14 protein-coding genes and 1 pseudogene are annotated in these 20,291 nt (G+C 66.7%); 6 read left to right on the forward strand and 9 right to left on the reverse strand.

Annotated features, from left to right (window positions below):
* Positions 1-4: 4 nt before the first annotated feature.
* The 3 genes from OG306_RS36915 to OG306_RS36925 all read right to left on the reverse strand — a co-directional run bounded on the left by OG306_RS36915 (position 5) and on the right by OG306_RS36925 (position 1,875).
* Positions 5-910 carry a protein-L-isoaspartate O-methyltransferase family protein gene (locus OG306_RS36915; RefSeq protein ID WP_266750837.1) on the reverse strand — a complete coding sequence of 302 codons (906 nt, stop codon included), beginning with the start codon at positions 908-910 and terminating at the stop codon, positions 5-7.
* Between the two features lie 278 nt (positions 911-1,188).
* On the reverse strand, positions 1,189-1,545 hold the full coding sequence (locus OG306_RS36920) for a hypothetical protein (protein WP_266904574.1): 357 nt from the start codon (positions 1,543-1,545) through the stop codon (positions 1,189-1,191).
* A 6-nt stretch (positions 1,546-1,551) separates the two neighbouring features.
* A complete protein-coding gene (locus tag OG306_RS36925) occupies positions 1,552-1,875 on the reverse strand; it encodes an NUDIX domain-containing protein (protein WP_266752618.1) in 324 nt (107 codons plus the stop codon).
* 49 nt (positions 1,876-1,924) lie between these two features.
* Here OG306_RS36925 and OG306_RS36930 point away from each other — a divergent pair, with 49 nt between their 5' ends.
* The 6 genes from OG306_RS36930 to OG306_RS36955 all read left to right on the forward strand — a co-directional run bounded on the left by OG306_RS36930 (position 1,925) and on the right by OG306_RS36955 (position 14,865).
* Positions 1,925-3,538: an integrase gene (locus OG306_RS36930; RefSeq protein ID WP_371666116.1), complete on the forward strand. Its 1,614-nt coding sequence runs from the start codon at positions 1,925-1,927 to the stop codon at positions 3,536-3,538.
* Between the two features lie 92 nt (positions 3,539-3,630).
* Complete coding sequence (locus OG306_RS36935; RefSeq protein WP_266750840.1) at positions 3,631-5,403, forward strand: hypothetical protein; 1,773 nt, start codon at positions 3,631-3,633, stop codon at positions 5,401-5,403.
* Complete coding sequence (locus OG306_RS36940; RefSeq protein WP_266904572.1) at positions 5,400-7,556, forward strand: integrase; 2,157 nt, start codon at positions 5,400-5,402, stop codon at positions 7,554-7,556. The genes OG306_RS36935 and OG306_RS36940 overlap by 4 nt, the downstream gene beginning before the upstream one ends.
* A complete protein-coding gene (locus OG306_RS36945) occupies positions 7,553-7,987 on the forward strand; it encodes a hypothetical protein (protein ID WP_266750843.1) in 435 nt (144 codons plus the stop codon). The genes OG306_RS36940 and OG306_RS36945 overlap by 4 nt, the downstream gene beginning before the upstream one ends.
* Before the next feature lie 430 nt (positions 7,988-8,417).
* Positions 8,418-14,609 carry a DNRLRE domain-containing protein gene (locus OG306_RS36950; protein WP_266752619.1) on the forward strand — a complete coding sequence of 2,064 codons (6,192 nt, stop codon included), beginning with the start codon at positions 8,418-8,420 and terminating at the stop codon, positions 14,607-14,609.
* A 79-nt stretch (positions 14,610-14,688) separates the two neighbouring features.
* Positions 14,689-14,865, forward strand: coding sequence for a hypothetical protein (locus tag OG306_RS36955; RefSeq protein ID WP_266750845.1), 177 nt, complete (start codon positions 14,689-14,691; stop codon positions 14,863-14,865).
* A 757-nt stretch (positions 14,866-15,622) separates the two neighbouring features.
* Here the strand turns inward: OG306_RS36955 and OG306_RS36960 are convergent.
* The 6 genes and pseudogenes from OG306_RS36960 to OG306_RS36985 form a co-directional block, all read right to left on the reverse strand.
* The gene (locus tag OG306_RS36960) at positions 15,623-16,450 is read right to left on the reverse strand and encodes a glycoside hydrolase domain-containing protein (protein WP_266750847.1); all 828 of its coding nucleotides are present in this window, start codon (positions 16,448-16,450) and stop codon (positions 15,623-15,625) included.
* A 273-nt stretch (positions 16,451-16,723) separates the two neighbouring features.
* A complete protein-coding gene (locus OG306_RS36965) occupies positions 16,724-17,299 on the reverse strand; it encodes an NUDIX domain-containing protein (RefSeq protein WP_371666118.1) in 576 nt (191 codons plus the stop codon).
* A 672-nt stretch (positions 17,300-17,971) separates the two neighbouring features.
* Entirely contained in the window at positions 17,972-18,553 is a 582-nt protein-coding gene (locus tag OG306_RS36970; protein ID WP_266750850.1) for an NAD(P)/FAD-dependent oxidoreductase, read from the reverse strand.
* A gap of 13 nt (positions 18,554-18,566) precedes the next feature.
* A complete protein-coding gene (locus tag OG306_RS36975; RefSeq protein ID WP_266752043.1) occupies positions 18,567-19,457 on the reverse strand; it encodes an IS3 family transposase in 891 nt (296 codons plus the stop codon).
* Positions 19,458-19,474: 17 nt separating this feature from the next.
* Complete coding sequence (locus tag OG306_RS36980; protein WP_266744336.1) at positions 19,475-19,780, reverse strand: transposase; 306 nt, start codon at positions 19,778-19,780, stop codon at positions 19,475-19,477.
* Positions 19,781-19,863: 83 nt separating this feature from the next.
* Positions 19,864-20,256, reverse strand: a pseudogene (locus OG306_RS36985) (helix-turn-helix domain-containing protein); the annotation flags it as partial.
* Between the last annotated feature and the right edge of the window lie 35 nt (positions 20,257-20,291).

Genomic DNA, 20,291 nt, shown 5'->3' on the forward strand with positions numbered 1-20,291 from the left:
CCCATCATCGCAGGTCACAGGGCACTTCCTCGTTTCCGGAGAGGCTATCCACAGGCATCGAGCCGGTGGATCCGGGCTGATACGGCAGCTGTAGATAGCCCTGCCGCTGCTCGTCGCTGCTGTTCAGCGGCTTGAGGGGGGTGGGTGCGGGCATGAGGACGGCCGCCTTGATCATGACGTGGTGTGACGCAACATCGGCCCGCAGCTCCGCCTCGTGACGTCCGTCGGCGGCTCGCTCGACGACGGCGAGGGCGGGCCACGATGGGGACGCGGTGGTGACGTGCGCCAGTAGTCGGCCCCTGGGGGCAAGTTGCTCGACGAGGGCGGCTGGCACGCGCTCCACCGTGTACGAGACGAAGACACGGTCGAAGGGCGCACGGGCCGGACAGCCCTCGTCCCCCCGCCCGCACACCACCTCCGGCCGGAAGCCGATGTCGGCCAGCCGTGCCGCGGCCGCCTGCGCGAGGTGCCGGTCCCGGTCGAGGGTGACGACCCCCTGGTCGCCGCAGACTTGGCAGGCCACCGCGGCGGTCACCCCCGCGCCCGTGCCGACATCCAGGACCCGCTGACCGGGCTGGAGATCCAGCTCGTCCAACAGCGAGGCGGTCAGGCCCATCACCGTGGACATCGACGTGATCGACGCCCCCGACCGAGCCCCGTACGCCCGGCCGAGGAGAGGCTCCCCGTCGTGCTGGACGAGCACACTGGCACCGCCGTAGAGCACCCCTTGGAGTTCCTCACGGTCCTGTGGCGCCGCCCAGTCCAGCAAGTCCCAGCGCGGCGGCTTCTCTCCGTCAGCGGTGCGCCGCACATAGGCCTGCGGCATCAGCACCTCCCGGGGCAGCGCCAGTAGCGCCTCGCGCACGGGTCCTCGCTGGAGATCGCCCGATGCCTCAAGGCGTGCCACCATCTCCGCTCGCGCGGCGGCACAGTCCGCCGTCACAGATGTGGCATGCCGTGCCGAGGAGGGTGGAACCGGGCACCCTTCGGCACGGGCGCCTGTCTTCTCCCGGCGGCCGGCTGCCGCGGTGTGCGCCCGGTTCATGCTGCTCCTCTCAGCAGTCGTCGCAGGGCTGCGGCGTCGCGCTGGAGCAGAGCCTCGTCCTGGCGGCCGTGGTCGAGCAGGGCGAAGGGCATCGGCCCGCCCGGAGCCGGGTCCTGGGTCGCTTCACGGCGCGGTACCAGATGTCAGTGTGCGTGCGGGATCGCGTTGCCGAGCAGCAGGTAGTTCATCTTCAGCACCGGCTGGTAGTGATCTTCGATCGTGCGGCCCACGGCGAGGGCGTCGCGCCAGAAGGCGGCCGCTTCCCTTTCCGACATCTCAGTGGGTTCGGCGACGTGTCGTGCGGTGAAGATCACGACGGCGTAGCCCCGGACTTGGCCGGAGCGCCACAGGTAGGAGTGGGCCACCTCGCCGCGGTGCAGTAGCAGTCCCCAGCCGATGTCGTTGGCCTGCCAGTCGTTGGTGCACATCGGACAGCCGTGCGCGGCGCGGTGTGCGGGGAAGTGTTCGGGCCAGGAAGCGGCCGGCTGTGGAGCCGTCATCGGTGCTCACCAGCCCATCTCGGTGTAGAGGCTGCCTGCGCCGATGGCCTCGATGGCCGCTCGGGTGTACGGCACGACTTCGGCCGGAAGATCCTTCGGGTTCCACCAGCGCCATTCCACGCACCGGTCGGGCTCCAGGACCTGCGGAACACCGGACCAGGATCGGGCTCGGAAGACGAGCCCGATCCTGGGACGCGCGACCGGCGAGTCGACGAGGTGGAACAGGTGCACGAGTTCCACGTCGGTTGGCTCGATGATCAGGCCGGCCCCTTCCTCGGTTTCTCGTACCAGGCAGCGGATCGCGGCTTCTCGCTCGCAGTGTCCGGCGATTCTCTAGGCTCCTCAGGGTTGTCGGTTCAGGCTGTCTCAGGAGGGGCTCGTGAGCGTACTGGAGCACTGGAGTGTGGACTTTTACGACTTCACCGTCCCGCCCCCACCCACCGACGATCCTGACATTTTGAGGTTCGGTGATCTGCTCGCCAGAGCGGCCCGCAACGGCGCATGCCACGGAACTCCTGTGATCATCTCTCCGTCAGGTCGGCCGGACCCTCGCATCAACCTGTTCTTCCGTACGGGGCGAATGGCGGCACACGAAGCAAGCACCTGGCATCGGTATGCGTACGCGCTGATCGTGTGGCTGGACTTCCTGGATGCCATCGGCAGTTCGTGGGACTGCGCGAGCGTACGCGATGTCGAAGCGTTCAAGGACTGGCGAATCACGGACCTGCGCAATGATGAACGAATCCGGCCGACTTCGTTCGATACGGATCGCGCCGCCTTGAACTCCTTCTACACATGGGCGAGTTCGCGCTACGCAATCTTCAACCCGGTGCTGACCGTCCAGGCGGAGGACTCGGACGAAACGGGTTGGAGGCCCGGACCGGGTTACACGCAGCATCGCCGGGATCCGCTGCGGCCGGCGGGCTCGAGACGCCGCCAAGTGAAGTGGCTGCTGCGGACTGCGCTGGAGCAGTGGCGGAACATCGGTCTGCGCGGATTCGACTTCGATGGTCTGCGCCGGGATGGATGGCAGGGGTTCAACGAGGACCGGGACTGTGCCTTCGTGGACGGTCTCTACGGCACGGGACTGCGAGTTCGGGAGTGGGCCAGCGTCCTCGATGTCGAACTTCCCGCCTCCGGCGCGGAGCGGATGGGCGAGGCTTGGCTGGCGGCGAAGTGCATCAAGGGCGGCGAAGAAGGCCGAAAGTACTGGATCCCGCGACGTGTGCTGCAGTCGGTGGAAGGTTACGCGGACCCCCTGGAGGGCTCCAGGGCGGAGGTGGTCCGCCGAGCCCAGAGGCGGGGACGATACGACCGGCTGCGAGGCGTGCGGATTGTCACCGGCCACAACCCCAGGACCGGCGAGCTCTACATTGAGGGGAGCAGCGGGCCGACAACCTTGGCACTGGACGTGCTGTCGCCCGACGAACGCCGCACGCTGTTCCGTCGGGCCCCCGGGGGGCTGGAGCCGCTATGCCTGTGGCTGTCGGTGAGCGGGCTGCCGAAGAAGGTTCACAGCTGGGAAGACACCTTCGACGATGCGAACAAGCGCATCGCGGAGGCATGGGTGCGCAGGGCCGATCCGAACGGACGCCTGTCCGAGGAGGAGCGTGAGCGGATCCGCGGTGAATGCCCGCTGTGGGCGACCGCTCACATGTGCCGGCATTCTTTCGCCTTGAAATGGTTTTCCATCCTGTCCCTGCTGGAAGAGCGACGGCTGGAGGGGTTCACCGCAGAGGAGATCGAAGACTTCCGAGAGCAACTCGGGGACATCTGGCTACAGTTGGCGATCTTGCTCGGTCACAAACACCCGGATACCACCCGGGAACACTACCTGGAACCCTTCACGGGGCTGCAGTTGTCCTACCTGATGTCGCTGCTCGATGACGACGAACAGGCCGGCGTCGACTCGCTGGTGCGCATCTTCGCCCGGCACGGCGGCTCCACCATCATGCCCATTGCAGCGGCGGCCGGTCCAGGAGGTGCCCTGTGAGCGGGCGCGGGCGAGGCGGTCAACGAGCAGCCCAGCCACCCCCGGGCTGGCAGCCTCCTGAGAGGCTGCCCAGCGACGGGGGCCAGACCGCAGTGGTCTTCTACGAGGAACGGAGCGGGAAGAGCCACATCCTTGACTTCTCTTCCTTCCCGGCACCGCTCGCGATGCAGCAGTGGATGGCCGTGTTGCTGGCGGCCCGGTGCGGTGCGCGCGGTGGCAGCAAGCGCCTGGCCACGGCGAAGAGATACCACTGGATACTGCACCGCTTCACGGTGGTGCTGTCCGAGGCCGGCCGTGTGCCAGCGACGCCGGGCGAATTGGCGCCCGAGCACTTCCAGATATTTCGGGACCGGTACGAGGACCATTCGACGAGCTTGCGGGTACATCTGCAGTCTCTTCGGCGGCTCATGTGCAAGCGCGAAGAGCTGACGGAAGAAGCCCTCCGTGATCTCCTGCGCACACGGCTTCCCGCCGCCACGACGGCGGCGCAGGTCATGGCGTACAGCGACTACGAGTGGCAGCAGATCATGACCGCGCTGCGTCGCGATGTCCGTATCAGCCGGGACCGCATCCGTGCGGGAGTGCGCCTGCTGGCCGGCTTCCGGGACGGAGCACTCATGCCGGGCAGCAAGGAGGAAGCCCTGGGAAGGATGCTGGAGGAGTTCGCCACAACGGGGGATCTGCCCCGAAACGAATCCGGTGCCCTGCGGGACGAGGTGTCCCGGCTCGGCGGCGCTACTGCCATCAGCAGCATGCTGACCCTCACCCGCGATGAGTCGACGGCCTTCGCGATGCTGCTGAGCGCGCTGACCGCGGAGAACTTCGGCACCGTCAAGACGTGGCCGGCTCTGCACACCCGGCCCGACGGCGGTGTGACGACGCAGGCCGTAGTCTTGATTGAGGGGACCAAACCACGCCGCGGCCCCGACCGCGAGCACATGGTCGCCGCGCTCGAGGACCTCCCAGCCTCCCTGCGTGAGCTGGCCGAATCGGAGGACACCGATCCCCGGCTCTTCCACTCGCCGCTGAGGATGTATCAGCTGCTGCTGGAACTGACCGAGATCGCTCGTCGCCTGAGTAGAGAGACCTGCGCGTTCATCAGCTACAGCCCCAAGCGGCGTTCCGCCGTCGGTAGGGACATGTGGAACACCCAGGTGCACGTCAAGCACTGGAGCCAGACGCGGGGCTTCCCCTCTATGCGCAAAGCGGTTGCCGGAGGGCCGCCCGCCGTCCAGGTGAGGCGGATCCGCCAGAGTGCGCTGGAACTGAAGCGGCGCCCGGTCGCCCACAGCCGCGAAACGTTGCGGGACCACTACCTCAAACGCAGCCGCACCGTGCAGGAGCAGAGCCGCACGGTAATCGGCACGGCACTGCGCGAACAGGTCGCGAAGGCACGCACGGCAAAGGAAGTCCCGGTGTTCACACCGGGCTTCATCGAGCGCGCGGAACAGGACCCGGAAGCGGCAGCGGCTGAGGCCGGGCTCGACCCGGAAATCCTGAAAGGGCTGTTGGCCGGGGAACAGGACACGGTGCTGACCGGATGCGTAGATCACTTGTCCGGGCCCGACACGCCGCCGGGGACACCGTGCACGGCCTCGTTCTTCGTATGCCTTGGGTGCGAGAACGCCCGCGCTCTCCCAAACCAGTTGCCCGTTCAGATCACTGTCCGCGACCGACTTCTCGCCACCCGCCCCAACTCCGATCCCCGGACCTGGCGCGCGAAATACCAAGCGGCCACCGACCGGCTCGAGGACGTTCTGCGTCACTACACCCCTGCCGAACGAGAGCAGGCCCGCGCCAAGCTGAGCGACGGGCAAAGCGAACTGGTTGACGACCTGCTGAGCGGAAGGCTGGATCTCCGATGACCACCACCTCGACCTCCTCGGCCGCCCCCGCGTCGGGAAACAACAGTCTTCCGGGCCAGGTGCTCTGGCCTGCCGACGACGTCCTCATCCTCCGCGGTCGGCCTGTTCGGATCGGCACTCCGCCCTCGCGCATGTCGCGATTCGGAGACAAAATATGGCATGTCCAGCCGGCCCACCGCGACGCGCACGTTCAGATCTCGGCCATCTCCTGGTCCAGCTTTCCCGCCGTACTGCGCCAGCATTTTCGCACGTTCTTCCTGGCAGCCCTTGATCACCCCGTCCCAGTCGAGCCGGGCGGGCGGCAACGCCCCGCCGAGCAGGCCAGCATCGGCAGCCTCCCCTACTGGGTCATCGACATGCGTGTCCTGGCGCTATGGCTGGATGAACAGGGCATCCGCGACCTTTCCGAGGTGCGTGACGCCGATCTGGAAACTTTCCGCACCTACGTGCTGAGCCTCGACCGCAACGGTCGCCGAAAGTCCGACCTGATCAGCGCGCTGCGCACGCTGTGGCTCTTCAGCGAGCACATGCCCACCCAGTGCCGCCTCGACTGCGACTTCCCCTGGCCCGGCCAGACCGCCAAAGAGGTCGTCGGGGCACCGGCGGGAACGGGACGGGAGAACAAGATCCCTCGCATCGCCGACGGCACCATGGAGGCCCTCTTGGCCTGGGTCCTGGTGATGATCGAGGACGTCGGTCCTGACATTCGGGACGCCTGGCACGAGTACCAGCAACTGGAGGCCGGGAACCACCACTCGCAGGCCCGGTACACCGGCACACGTGAGGAACGGCTTCGCACATACCTCTCGCACTGCCGTCAACAGGGCGTCGCCCTGCCGGGCCACGAAGAAGGAGGTTGCGTCAACCAGGGGCACATCAAACGACTCATAGACATCCCGAAGGGACTTCGCCAAGCGATGACTGTGCCCATGTTGAGTCTCCTTGCCGACAGCGGTCTGCCGACCGAGCCCTTTACCGGCATCGGCCGCATCACCGGACGGGTCCATGGCCGCCCCTGGCCCGAGCGCCCCATCACCGTCGCAGAACTGCCGACCCTGGTAAGACTGTTGTCTGCCGCACTGTTCACGGCGGTCTGTTACCTCTCCGGCATGCGCCCGGGTGAGGTCCTCAATCTCCGCCGGGGATGCCGTGATACGGACGAAGAGACGGGTGAGCTCTTGGTCCACGGCTTCCGCGGTAAGGGCTTCGACCGTGTCCCCGACCAGCCGGACGTATCCGAGCCCCTGCGCCCGTGGGTTGTTGTGGATGTGGTGCACGCCGCCATCGGCCTCCTGGAAGAACTGCATGATCTGCCGATGCTCTTTCCTTCGAGCCTGATCCACGCCCACGACCAGCGTCCCGCTACGGTCAACGCGCGCAGACGCAGCGCGATGAACGACGACATCCAGGATCTGATCTCCTGGATCAACTCCACCTACCACAGAGCGGATAGCGACGCCCCCATCCCTGCCGATCCCGCTGGCCGCATCTACGCCGCCCGCTACCGTCGCACGCTCGCCCGCTTCATCGTTCGCAAGCCGCGAGGATTGATCGCAACTGCACTCCAATATGGCCATATCCATACAAAAGTAACCCTGAGCTACGCCGGGTACGCCGACCCCTCCTGGCTGCATGACATCGCCGTGGAGAAACTCGAGCTCATCATCGACCAGGTCGAACAGGACAGCCAGCACCTTGCGGCCGGTGAGCACGTCAGTGGTCCCTCTGCCGACGAATACCGGGCCCGCGTGGAGCGGACCGCGTCGTTCGAGGGCAGGGTGGTGACGAGCGCCGGCAGCGCGGAACGCCTCCTGGAGCAGATGGATCCCGCGATCTATCACGGACAGGGCATGACTTGCGTATGGCGCGCGGCCACGGCCGCATGCCGTAAGGCCAAACTCGCACTCGGGCTGCCGGACGATGACACACCGGACGAGTCGGAGTGCCGATCCTCGTGCGCCAACCTTGCCTACACCGACCGCGACATCGAAGACGTACAGCGACGTCGCGAGCGGCATCGGGCCGACGCGACCGACCCGCTGGCCCCCAAGCCGCGGCGCGACCGCGCGGCGGCCCAGGCCGCGCAGCTGTCGGGGATCATCGACCGCCACCACGTACAGGGTGTCCTTGGCGCCGAGGAGCGGACCGTATGAGCCGTCGCCCCCGGGACCTGGAAGCCGAACGCACCGCGCTTCGAGCCGCAGCCGATCGCCTCCTGGCCGGCACGCCCCTGCGCTCAGCCTCCGGGAGACTCACTGCCTCCGAGCTGCTGCGCGAGTCCGGTCTCCGGCGAGATGTCGCCTACGGCGACCACAAGGACCTCGTCGAGGAGTTCCAGGCGCGGGTGAAGGCGCAACACTGCACTCCCTCCGCGATGCAAGAACTCGCGGAACGGAACGCCCAGCTGAAGGGCCAGCTGGCCGACGCCACCAAGGCGCTGGCCAGCGAGCGGAAAGCCAGCGCCGCGCTCCGGCGGATCATTGCCGAGCTTGATCTGGAGCTCCACCAGGCTCAGAACGGCCTCGAACATGAAGGAAACGTCACTCGCCTTCCGGCTCCGCGGCGATCAACACCACGTCGATGACGGATCCTGCAGCGTCAGCTTCCAGGCGATGAGGCCCCGCCCCTCGCTCCGTCACCCTGCCAGCAGTGCCTACGCCGGCTTCTCCGGACGCACAGGCTCGCCAGAAGGTACACCGCCAGCTGCCAACATCCGCACAGTAGGAGCAAAATTGAGGTGTCATTCAACAGAACCTGGGTAGGCGGCCAGATTTGGGGCGAGGTAGTGGCCGATGTCACATGGCGGCCCTCCGTCGCGCTGTCGATCTTGAACCCTCTTGTCACACTTCCTCGTCTTTTCCTTGTCGGTACCTTCACGTATGCATCACATAAGTGATGTGCACACAGCAAGAGACCGAGGGATGATGACGGTTCATATACCCGCGAGATCAGGGCGCGGTCGGCCATGGTCCAGCAGGAGTCTGCGTTTCATAGCGGGCACGCTCACGCTGGCCCTGTCGGTCACGCTGGTCGACGGTGCGAGTCCTGCGGATGCCGCGGCGTCCAAGGCACCTGCGGCGCCGAAGAAGTCGGCGGCCACGCAAGCAGCGGATATCCCATCTGCGCGGGTTGCCGCGCGGCTGTCCGGTAAGCGTGTGGAGGCGCTCTCGGAGCGGACCGAGACGTCCACGACCTGGGCCAACAAGGACGGTTCGCTCACTACCGAGCTCACCGCCGGCCCGGTCCGGTTCGAAGACGAAACCACTGGCGGGTGGCGGGATGTTGATCTAGAACTCGTGCAGGGCTCTGACGGCTCGGTCGAGCCTACGGCCCACCCCCGCGGACTGAAGCTCGCGGGCAAGACCGGCACTCCGGCCAAGTCGCTCAAGGCGGCGCAGGCATCCACCGCTACCGACCTGGTGACGCTCGGTGAGGGCGAGCAGCAGATCGCGCTGCAGTGGAAGGGCGGCCTGCCCGCGCCGAAGCTGGAGGGCACCCGGGCTGAGTACGTCAATGCCTTACCTGGCGCCGACGTGGTGGTCGAGGCCACCCGTACCGGATTCGAGCAGTTCGTCGAGATCAAGCAGAAGCCTGCTACCGACGGCTACACGTACACCCTGCCTCTGAAGGCCAAGGGCCTGAAGGCCACGCAGCAGGTCGACGGCAGCGTCCTGTTCACGGACAAGAAGAACAAGAAGCAGGCACTCATGCCTGCGCCGGTGATGTGGGACTCCACCGTCGACGAGCGTTCCGGCGAACGCACCCGTCGGGTTCCGGTCGCCATGAAAGTGGTGACCAAGGGCTCCAGCGTCGACTTGGTGATCACCCCGGATGCGGAGTTCCTCGCCGACCCGGCCACGAAGTACCCGGTCACGGTGGACCCCTCCACCTCGGCCCTCTCCAACGTCTTCGACACCTACGTCCAGCAGGGCGAGACCCGCGACTGGTCCACCGACACCGAGCTCGACCTGGGCAACCCCGGCACCAAGAACGCCGACGGCACCCCGCGTACCGCCCGGTCATTCATCACGTGGAACACCGCGCCGATCTCCGACGCCCTGGTGACCAGCGCGAAGCTGAGCCTGTGGAACTTCCACTCCGGCAGGGCCGACTGCGTCGCCCAGCCATGGGAGGTGTGGTCGGCCGGCAAGGCGACCACCGCATCCCGGTGGACCGCGCAGCCCGCCTGGATGCAGACGAAGGCGACCTCGGTGGAGACCAAGGGCGGCCCAGGGTGCCCGTCCCACCCGGCCAACTGGATCAACGCCGACGTCACCACCTTGGTCCAGGAATGGGCCTCGGCGAAGAACGCCACCTCCGGTATGGGCCTGCGCGCGGCCGACGAGAGTGTCGTTGCGCAGTGGAAGCGGATGAACTCAGCCAACGCCGCCACCAACCCCCCCAAACTGGTCGTCACCTACAACTACCGGCCCCGCACCGGCACCAAGCAGGAAGCCGGCCCGCCGTACTTCTCCTATGGCGGCGCCTACGTCGTCAACACGATGCGCCCCACCCTGCGGGACACCTTCGTCGACCCCAACGGTGACAAGATCCAGGGCGCGTACCAGATCTTCGACTCCGCCACCAACACCCAGGTCGGCGACGTCCTGCGCTCGGCGTTCGTACCATCCGGACAGCCCGCTCCGGTGGTAGTACCGGCCGGCGTGCTGACCGGCGGCAAGACGTACAAGTTCCGCAGCAGCCCCTACGACGGCACCCACTACAACCTGGGCTGGTCGGAGTGGAAGACCTTCACCGTCGACACCACGCCCCCGTCCGCGCCCACCGGCATCTCCTCGACGGACTATCCGCCGGCCGCGTGGGTCAAGGGCGCCGGGCAGGCCGGAACCTTTACCGTCACCCCGCCTACAGCCGATCACAACTGGTTCGAGTGGTCCCTGGACGGTGTGACCTGGACCAAGTTCGCTACCGGCGGCACCTCGGGTGCCAAGGCCATCTCGATCACCCCGCCCAAGGACGGCACCCATACCCTCCAGGTGCGGACCGTGGACAAGGCGGACAACAAGTCCGAGCCGATCGAGTACACCTTCCATGCCGGACCCGGGGGATTCATCCAGCCCGGTGAAGGCGAGCGCACCGCGCGCCGTCTGCCCCTGGTCGCCGAGGCCGAGGCCGCCAAGTACGACAAGGTGTCATTCTCCTGGCGCCGTTCGGAGGCCGACCCCTGGGTGAAGATCCCGGCAGGTGACGTGACCTCCAGCGGTACAGCGCTGTCCGCGTGGCCGGTCCCCATGACGGGCGGCAAGAACGCTCCGCTCGTATGGAATGCCACCAGCACAGTCGACCCGGACGGCAGCGTGCAGATCAAGGCCGACTTCACCGGGCCCAGCTCTGCTTCAGGCAGCACCGAGCCCTTGACCGTGATCGTGGACCGCAACGCCGACGGCGCCGCCGGCAGCGAGGCGGGGCCGGGTTCGGTGAACCTGTTGACCGGCGACTACACCCTGTCCGCCTCCGACGCCTCCGCATTCGGTCTGTCGGTGTCACGCACGGCCACCTCGCGCACACCGGACAAGGCGATCAAGCAGGAGGGCCAGGCGCCGATCTTCGGTAAGGAATGGGTGGCCGGAACCGGTGGCGAGCTCACGGATTCCGACTACTCGCACATTCGCCGGACCTCCGACACCGCTGTGGCCGTCGTCGACTCCGAAGGCGAGGAAACCCACTTCACCGCCAACGCCGGCAAGACCGGCTGGATATCTGAGCCCGGCTCCGAGGATCTGACGCTCAAGGGCAGCGTGAGCGGCAGCTTCACACTCACCGACACCGAGGGCACGGTAACCCAGTTCGCCAAGGCCGATGCGGCAGCGACGACCTGGCAGGTTTCCAGCACCCTGCTGGACGGTCTCGCGAACTCCACCACCACCGTGATCTCCGAAACGGTCACCGTGGACGGCAAAAAGCTGGCCCGCCCCAAGCGGGTCATCGCGCCGACCTCGGCCGCTACCGCCGCCGCCTGCACCACCGACTCGGCGACCAAGGGCTGCCGCGTCATGGAGTACGTCTACGCCACCTCCACCACCGCCACGGACGCCGCATTCGGTGACGTCAGCGGCCAGGTGAAGGAAGTCCGCCTGTGGTCCACCGCACCCGGAGCGGCAGCGGCGACGTCCAAGTCCGTACAGATGTACCTGTACGACGGCACCGGGCGTCTGCGCCAGACCTGGGACCCACAGATCACCCCGTCGCTGAAGACGGAATACGCCTACGACACGGCCGGCCGGGTCATCCAGCAGACCACGCCCGGCGAGCTGCCCTGGACCTTCACCTACGGCAAGGCCGGTAACGCCGCCACAGCTGGAGAGGGCATGCTCCTCAAGGCCACTCGGCCCGGCCTTCAGCAGGGCACGACCAGCACCGAAGCAGGGACCGCCGCCACAAGCGTCGTCTACGACGTTCCGCTGACCGGCAGCGCCGCCCCCTACAAGATGGGCGCCGCGGATGTGAAGGCATGGGGACAGCTGGACGCGCCGACCGACGCGACCGCAGTCTTCCCCGCCGACTCCGTGCCATCCTCCAACTCAGGCAGCGCGCTCACCGCAGCCGACTACAAGCGCGCCAGCGTCCAGTACCTGGGCGTCTCCGGCCGCGAAGTCAACTCCGTCACTCCCGGCGGGCACATCTCCAGCACCGAATACGACCGGTTCGGCAACACGATCCGTGAACTCTCGGCCGCCAACCGCGCTGTCGCGCTCGGCCTCACAACGGATGACAAGGCAGCCCAGGCAGAACTCGGCATCGGCCAGATCACCGGCGCCGAGCGAGCCGACCTGCTGTCCACCCGATCCGTCTACGACGAGACCGGAACCCGCGAGACGGAGGAGTTCGGCCCGCTGCGACGGATCGACCTCACCGCCGACCTCAAGTCCGGCACCACCACCCTGGTCCCATCCGGGACATCCGTGACCGCCCGTACCTGGACGGTAAATGAATACGACGCCGGACGTCCGACCGACGGAACAGCCAAGGTCAAGGACCAGGTCACCAAGGTCACCACAGGTGCTCAGGTGCGGGAGCACTCGAGCATCCAGGGCGAGACCCGGGTGACGCAGACGGTCTACGACTGGGCCAAGGGCCTGCCGACCAAGACGATCAAGGACCCGGGCGGCCTCGCGATCACCGAGACCACTGAATACGACACCCAGGGCCGGGTCATCAAACAGCTCCTGCCAGGAGCCACCGGCACCGACGCCGCGACCCGGGTGACCACCTACTGGTCCGCGACCGGCAGTGGCACCTGCGCCGGACGCCCGGAGTGGGCGGACCTGCAATGCTCCACCAGCGCAGCCGGCGCGATCACCGGCGGCGGCTCCAACCCGGCCGCACTGCCGACCACCACCACCGAGTACGACTGGTGGGGCAAGGCAGCCAAGGTCACCGACACCGCCAACGGCATCACCCGCACCACCACGACGACGTTCGACGGTGCCGGCCGTCCCACCAAGGTCGCCGTCACCGGCGGCACCGGACAAGCAGTCCCGGAATCCACCACCGAGTACGACCCGGCCACCGGCCAGGCCGTGAAGAAGGTCTCACCGACCGGCGGGACGATCACCACGGCGTACGACAAGCTCGGCCGCCAGACCTCCTACACAGACGCAGACGGCGGCAAAACCACCACTGAGTACGACCTGCTCGACCGCCCCGTCAAGGTCACCGACACCTCACCCTCCACCGTCACCTACACCTACGACCACACCGCCGAGCCGCGCGGCCTGGTCACCAAGACCACCGACTCCATCGCAGGCACCTTCTCCGCCGCCTACGACGCCGACGGCTCCGTCAGCAGCGAGAAGCTGCCGGGCGGATACACGCTCAAGCAGACCGAGGACACCACCGGATCGGCTGCCGACCGCACCTACACCCGCGACAGCGACGGTGCGATCGTCTACTCCGACACCGTGACCGAATCGATCCACAGCCAGGTCACCAACCACGCGGGCTGGTCCGACCAGACCTACCGCTACGACAACGTCGGACGGCTCACCACCGTCGAGGACACCTCCGAGACGGTATGCACCCGCCGGGCGTACGCCTTCGACACACGCACCAACCGCAAGTCGCTCACCACGACGACAGCCGCACCCGGCCTCGACTGCGCCACCACCGGCGGCACCACCACCAACCACACCTACGACAGCGCCGACCGGCTCGTCGACACGGGCTACACCTACGACGCCTTCGGCCGCACCACCGCCCTGCCCGCCAGCACCATCGGCTACTACGCCAACGACCTCGCCTACCAGCAGACATCGGGCGGCAAGCGCCAGACCTGGCAGCTCGACGCCAACCTGCGCTTCCGCTCCTGGAAGGTCGAGACCGGCAGCGGCACCACCTGGACCCAGACACAGTCCAAGCTCAACCACTACGACAGTGACGGCGACAACCCCCGCTGGATCACCGAGGACACCGCCACCGGCGCACTGACCCGGAACGTCGACTCCGCTTCCGGAGACCTCGCCGCGACGACCAGCAAGACCGGCGACACCGTCCTCCAGCTCACCACCATCCACGGCGACGTCGCCCTCCAGCTCCCGCTGGACACCAGCAAGGCCCCCGTCGCGCTGGACTCGGACGAGTACGGCAACGCCCGCCCTGGCCAGGCAGTCACCCGCTACAACTGGCTCGGCGCCAAGCAGCGCTCTGCCGAAACCCTCACCGGCCTCACCCTCATGGGCGTGCGCCTCTACAACCCCACCACCGGCCGCTTCCTTTCCATGGACCCGGTCTACGGCGGCAACGCCAACGCCTACGACTACGTCCACGCCGACCCGCTCAACCGCTACGACCTCGACGGCAAGTGGGGCTGGTTCAAGAAGAAGTGGAAGCGGTTCAAGCGCAGTGGCGTCGGCCGATGGGTCAAACGGCACCGGGTGGGCCTGGCCGCAGGAGCCGCCGGAATCGGCTGCGGCCTGATATCCATGGGACTCGCCGGCACTGCCTGCGCCGTAGCCGCCGGAATGCTGGCCGCTGGAGCTGCGAAGAAGTTGGGCAACCGGAGAGCCTCCTGGGGATCCGTGGGCCGCGCAGCCCTGTACGGCGGAGGAGTAGCCTCACTTGGCTGGGGACTCAGCGCAGGCGCCCGCTACGGTGCCGGCCGGGCAGCAGTCCGCTGGGCCCCACGCGGCGGTCGCCACGCCAAGCGCTTCTACAATCACAGGAGATCCCGGTCATGGCGCTGGTGACGCGCACCTGAAGAATCCGAAACACGCCCCCGGGGCTGGCCCCACAACATGAACGGCCAGCCCCGGACCGGGAGGAACTATGACAAACAAAGCAAAGCAAACCTCACGAGCGATGTTCTGGACCGGGGGACTCGTCTTCGCCCTAGGGATCACCGCATCCCTGCTCTACGGGCACATGGACGGCGAGCGGCTCTTCTTCTGCTCGACGATCATCCTCGGAGTCGGCTGGGTGGTCGAAAGGACATCAAACGACTGAACAGCACACCCGCCTCAGCGACAGGGCTGTCCTGTTAGCGAGCAACCGAACGGAACTGTGGAAACGAGGACCGTTCCCGCTCGATAGCGACAGCCCTGAGCACGGGGAAGCCGGGTGCAGCTAACCCGTTGCAGGCGCTACCGGCCGTAAGTCTGGCCGGTAGCGCCTTCCGCGTTCCGTGTGCGGGATGCGAATGTTTGTCTGCGGTGAGGCGAAGCCAGGGCGCCGGTCTTCCTGGGCGTAGGGACCGGCAGGAAGGAAGCTGAGGGCGTTAACCTCGCTGACTGCCGACGCTGCGGAGGCGGTTCTGGCGGCGCCGTTCCGACAGAGCAGTCAAGCCGAAGATCGAGCCCATGACGAGCCCTGCGCTCGGGGGCAGCAAGAGATCGCCAAGGAACTCGTCGGTTTGGCTCAAGGCCATACAAAAAAGGGTGAAGGGTAGGCCCGCACACAAAGCCACGAGAAGGGGGTGCCGGGCACCCCACCGCTGCAACCGTGTGGGATGCTGCTGGCCGCCAAGAGCGCGATCGACGCCCCTGAATCCCTTCAGTACTGCCCGACGAATACTTGTCATGGCCGCGATCCTAAGGGCGGCCCGCAGGCATCGATACCAGGGACTGCCGCCTCGGGGAAGGTCATTCGGTTGAAGTCGCTTGGCGCCTGCCCTCAAGGGACGACTACCTTCGGGCACCCATGCCTCTGTGCTGCCCCGGCTGGCCTTTCCCGACCAGCCGGGGTCTTGCTTGGTTGGAGCTTCTCAGCCGATGATGGCGACAGGGGCGTCCCAGGCGTTGCGGTCGACTGTGATGGTGTAACCGCCCCGCGTTTCCTTGCTATTTACCATGTACTGGTGGCCGCGGCTGTGGTTGGTGTACTGAGCGGGGTTCCACGGCCAGTCGGTGGTGGTCGTGTTCTTTTTGTCCCACAGCGCGTACCAGAGGTTGCCTGGCAGGTCCGTCTTGTTCGGGGCGGTGGCGATGGCCTTGGCACTGGAGCTGCTGAAGCCGTAGAGGCCGCCACGGTAGGTTGAGTTCCGCAGCGTTTTGGTGAAGGAGCGCACGTAGGTGAGGGTGGCGTCGTTGCACGCCTTGTCGGTGATGTCGTACGACTCCATGTTCAGGTAGATCGGGCTGCCGGCTTTCATCCCGAGGGCTGATGCCTTGGCCACCGCGTCCTTCGCGTTACTCGCACCGAGGGAGGCTGCCGTGGAAGCGGTGAATCTTTCCGGGTTTGCGCTCTTCTGGCAGGGCGGCTGCGCGCCGACGTAGAGCGGTATGAGCTTCCAGCCGGTGGAGTTGACCGACTTCACCCAGGACTTGGTCAGGTTGGGCTGGGCACAGCCACGGTTCTTGCCGCCGATGTAGACAGCGGCGGCGCCGTAAAACTTCGTGTTCCACGCTTTCATCGCTGCGAGCGAGGGCGCAGTGCACGTATCGAACGCTCGACCGGTGTAGGTCTTCTGCGCAGGCCAAACGGTGGCCGCCATGGACGTCTGTGCTGCGATTCCGGCGCCCGCAGCGACGACGACACCCGTCGTCGCCCAGGCGATGTAGCGGCCTTTTTTGGACAGTCGATGACTGGACAATCCCCACCCCATTCGTATGGCAGCCTACGGCCGCCGTGAATCCGACGCGTCTGCAGAGGACAGCTTGCGCTACGCCGCAACTCGACCGCAGTACGGGTGCAGCGTCTGCGTAGTGGCGCGGCCTCCGCTTCGGATGCCCGAAGCGGATCGCAGAATAGCTGACGCCCGTATCGCGAAAGTGAGCAGCTTCGCGTGGGCTCGGTTGGCGGCTGCACCAATGCTGGCGCCGGTCCGTGTGCAATCCGACAGTCTTGATTCCGACAAGCGACTTGCCTAATGAACGGCCAGGAAATGCCACTCGTTCGGAGCGTACTTCGAGTTGGGGTGACGCAAGCCGAGGAGGATCCGGTCGTGCTCGTCCTGGAGGTAGAGGTGGACGCCGACGATGTGGAGCTCTGTCCCCGCCGGCGCCTCGTCGCGTGACAGATGGATGGTGTCCGGCGGGCCTTTGGCCGCAGGGTGCTCGGTCGCGTGACGGCGGACAAGGTCACCGAGGCCCGGACTCAGGCGCAGCCGGTCCAGCATGTCGGGGGTGAACCATCTGAGCAGCACGCCTTCTTGCAGGTCCACTGTGTCGGGATCACCGTTCCAGCGGCCCGCGTAGACCTGGATCGGAACGGCGAGCCCGTCCACGCTCGTCGCCTCTTCCATGGCATACGGCGTCAGATGCGGGACTTTCAGGCCGGGGGCTTCCTCGGCGAGCTCCCGCCGCAACGTCGCCTCCAGGCAGGGGTCGCCCGTCTCGCGGCCGCCGCCCAGGAGGGCGAACACTCCTGGCTCCCAGATGCCCTCGCGCTGATCCCTCAGATGAAGCAGATAGCGGCCGAGGTCGTCGGTTTTACCGACCATGAATGTGACCAGGTCGGCTCTGAGCTGGGGTGATGTGTTGCCCATCCGTACGCGACGTAGCAGGGGTGCTGGCGAGGGCTGACTCAAGGTCTTCAGCGTGACCTCCGAGGATGGCGCTGTAGCACTCTGCGGCTGGGCGGAGGCCGACGTCGGCTTCCAGAGCGTCAGATGGCTGTGTAGCCCTCAACGAATTTCGTTTGTCGATGAGTTCGGACGTCACCCGAGGGCCAGTGTGACTGTGAATGTCGGTGAGTTTCGATGTCACTCAGGTGCGCGAATACTGCTCCATCCCGGGCGACGGGGCCGTACGGACAGGAAGGACGGCTGGCTGTGGGCCTTGTCATAGCGACGTGGTTCAACCAGTCGGGCTGCCTCTATGGCCGGCGGTGGTGTCCGGAATCCGGTGTAAAGGGACGGGCGCGGTTCCGGCTTCATGGTGATGTGGGGCGATGGCACTGACATTCTGCGGCTGGTGCCGCTTGCAACACGTCTCTTGGTGTGGCACTCAACCGCGAGACGCGCGTAACTCGTGCGCGGGGTGTAGCGGCAGAGGTGGAGGACCGTCCGGTCTTTCCGGCTCGCGTGACGCGGCGGCGCGGCTTTACGAGCCTGTTTCGGGCGCACGGAGAGGCACCCGCCTGGTCGCGGTACTGGTGGCGCTTGCCCGGGCTGTCACGGGGGGAACCGCTCCGGGCGGAAGTCCGCAAGCATCTCATCTCTCTTCCCGCTGAGGATCTCCGAAGCAAGAAGCCGGCCGATGACCGGCCCGAGCGTGATGCCGCTGTGGGAAACGGCCTCGTAGTAACCCGGCACGGACGGCACCGCTCCCACCGAGGGGAATCCGTCGGCTGGGATGGGCCGGTCGGCTACCCGTGTCTGTGCGACGCGGGAGTTGCCGAGCTCGGGAACGACGTGCCGCGCCGATTCGTGGAGCCGCCGTGCGAGTTGCGCTGGATCTTCGCCTGTGTCGATGAGTGCGTCGATCTCGCGGCTGTGGAGGACCACCGAAGCGTCTCCGTCAGGACGGATCTCGATGTGAGGCGCGTGCATGGCCCGGTGAACCGGGACCTGAGCACAGCCGATCCGGGTGACGACGCCGGGTTCCCGGCGCATCGGCAAGTGCCGTGCGATGAGCCCGGCGATGTGGGAGGCGCTGGGGCCTGCTGCGTTCACGACGATGTTGACGTCGAGACAGCTCCCATCGGATAGCGCAACTGTCCGGATACTCCCGTCGTGAAGTTCCCCCACGATCATGGACAGCGAATGTTTACGCTGCGTGGGTGAGATCTTGGGCCGCCAGGGCCCTGGTCTCGATCGGGGTGACGTAGCCGTAGACCGGATGCTTGCGCAGACGGGTTCGGTTGTATTCGACCTCGATAAAGCGGAAGACGTCCGCGCGAGCAGCCTCGTGGGACTCCCAGACGGTGGTCCCGATCTCCGCTTTCAGCAAACCGAAAAAGCTTTCAGCCGCGGCGTTATCGTAACATGACCCGGTTCGTCCCATGCTCTGGCTCAGCTTCAACTCCCGTATCAGCTTGCGGTATTCACTCGACGTGTACTCCGATCCGCGATCCGAGTGTGCGATGCAGTCCTCCCTCAGGGCGCCGCGGCCGGCGGCCATCTTCAGGGCGCCGACAACAAGTTCGGCGCGATGGTGGTCGGCCATCGCGTACCCGATCACCTCGCGGGTCGCCAGATCGATGACCGTCGCCAGATACCACCAGCCGGCGAGTGTGGGCAGATATGTGATGTCCGAGACCAGTTTCGTGCCGGGCTCGGCGGCGGTGAAGTCCCTCCCGACCAGGTCCGGCGACGGGGCCGCCTTGGTGTCGGCCTTGGTCAGGCTGCGGCGCTTGCGGCGGGTGATCCCGCGGATGTCGCGCTCGCGCATGATCCGCTCGACCTTCTTCCGATTGATCCGCCTGCCCCCGCGTCGCAGTTTCGCGGTCACCCGCGGGGCCCCGTAAGCCCCACGGGAATCGGCGTGGATCTGCCGGATCTCCCCGGCGAGCTCGTCCTCGGCCGCCTGGCGCACCTCGGCGGCGGGCCGCGCGGCAAGCCAGACGTAATACGCCGATCGCGCCACCTTCAACGCCCGGCACAGCAGACTCACGCCGTAGCCGCCGGGATTGTCCTCGGATGCCTTCTCCGCGTCGATGAACCGGTAGCGCGCGGCTACTTCGTCTTCTGCCGCGCGAAGAAGGCGGTCGCTTTTCCCAGCACCTCGATCGTCTGTTCCTGCTCGCGGACCTTGCGTCGCAGCCGGACCAGTTCCTCACGCTCCGCGGTGGTCAACACCCCGGCCGGCCCCTCGCCCCGGTCGATCGCGGCCTGCTTCACCCAGCCCCGCAGCCCTTCGGAGCTCACCCCGAGCTCACGGGCCACCTCCGTCACCGTCCGCCCGGAGGAGCGGACCAGCCCGACCGCGTCCCGCTTGAACTCGGCCGTGTACCGCTTGCTCGTATTGCTCTTCTTGCTCACTACCTGGATCTGCTTCCTCCGGAACCTGTCGTCCCAGTATCAGGCTGTCCAGCTCCAGGGTGGAACTTCAGGGGTCCGTGGTCGCGGAGTTTCTCTTCTTTGGGGCGTTGGCGACGCAGGAGCGCCTGGTTGTGTGCCCACCAGGGTTCGTACTCCCCGTTCTCCTTCCGGCCGCGTCCAATCTCCCGGTAGACCGTCGAAACGCTCTTGCCGATCTCGGCGGCGATGACGACCGGGCTCCGCCCGGCGCGCAGACCGTCGGCGATGGCGATCCGGTCGTCCTGGGTCAGGAAGCGTGGCGAGATGGGAGGGTCAGGAATGATCATGCTTCCAGCATCGATGAACCAGTTGGACCCGCAGCTCACCGATACGCCCACTTGGCGGGCGGCCGCTGCCCCCTTCAGGCCCTTGCGCCGCAGCTCGAAGTACCGCCGTCTGGCCGACGACGGCATGCGATTGGCTCCTCCACGAGGCATGCGAACCATCTCCCCTTGGATGTTCGCAACCACCG

The organism is Streptomyces sp. NBC_01241 (genome assembly GCF_041435435.1).
Taxonomy (GTDB): domain Bacteria; phylum Actinomycetota; class Actinomycetes; order Streptomycetales; family Streptomycetaceae; genus Streptomyces.

Excerpts from the sequence above, each read along its gene's own strand:
- OG306_RS36915 (WP_266750837.1), bottom strand. The coding sequence starts at position 910 with ATGGTGGCACGCCTTGAGGCATCGGGCGATCTCCAGCGAGGACCCGTG.
- OG306_RS36920 (WP_266904574.1), bottom strand. The coding sequence starts at position 1,545 with ATGACGGCTCCACAGCCGGCCGCTTCCTGGCCCGAACACTTCCCCGCA.
- OG306_RS36940 (WP_266904572.1), top strand. The coding sequence starts at position 5,400 with ATGACCACCACCTCGACCTCCTCGGCCGCCCCCGCGTCGGGAAACAAC.
- OG306_RS36945 (WP_266750843.1), top strand. The coding sequence starts at position 7,553 with ATGAGCCGTCGCCCCCGGGACCTGGAAGCCGAACGCACCGCGCTTCGA.
- OG306_RS36955 (WP_266750845.1), top strand. The coding sequence starts at position 14,689 with ATGACAAACAAAGCAAAGCAAACCTCACGAGCGATGTTCTGGACCGGG.
- OG306_RS36965 (WP_371666118.1), bottom strand. The coding sequence starts at position 17,299 with ATGGTCGGTAAAACCGACGACCTCGGCCGCTATCTGCTTCATCTGAGG.
- OG306_RS36970 (WP_266750850.1), bottom strand. The coding sequence starts at position 18,553 with ATGATCGTGGGGGAACTTCACGACGGGAGTATCCGGACAGTTGCGCTA.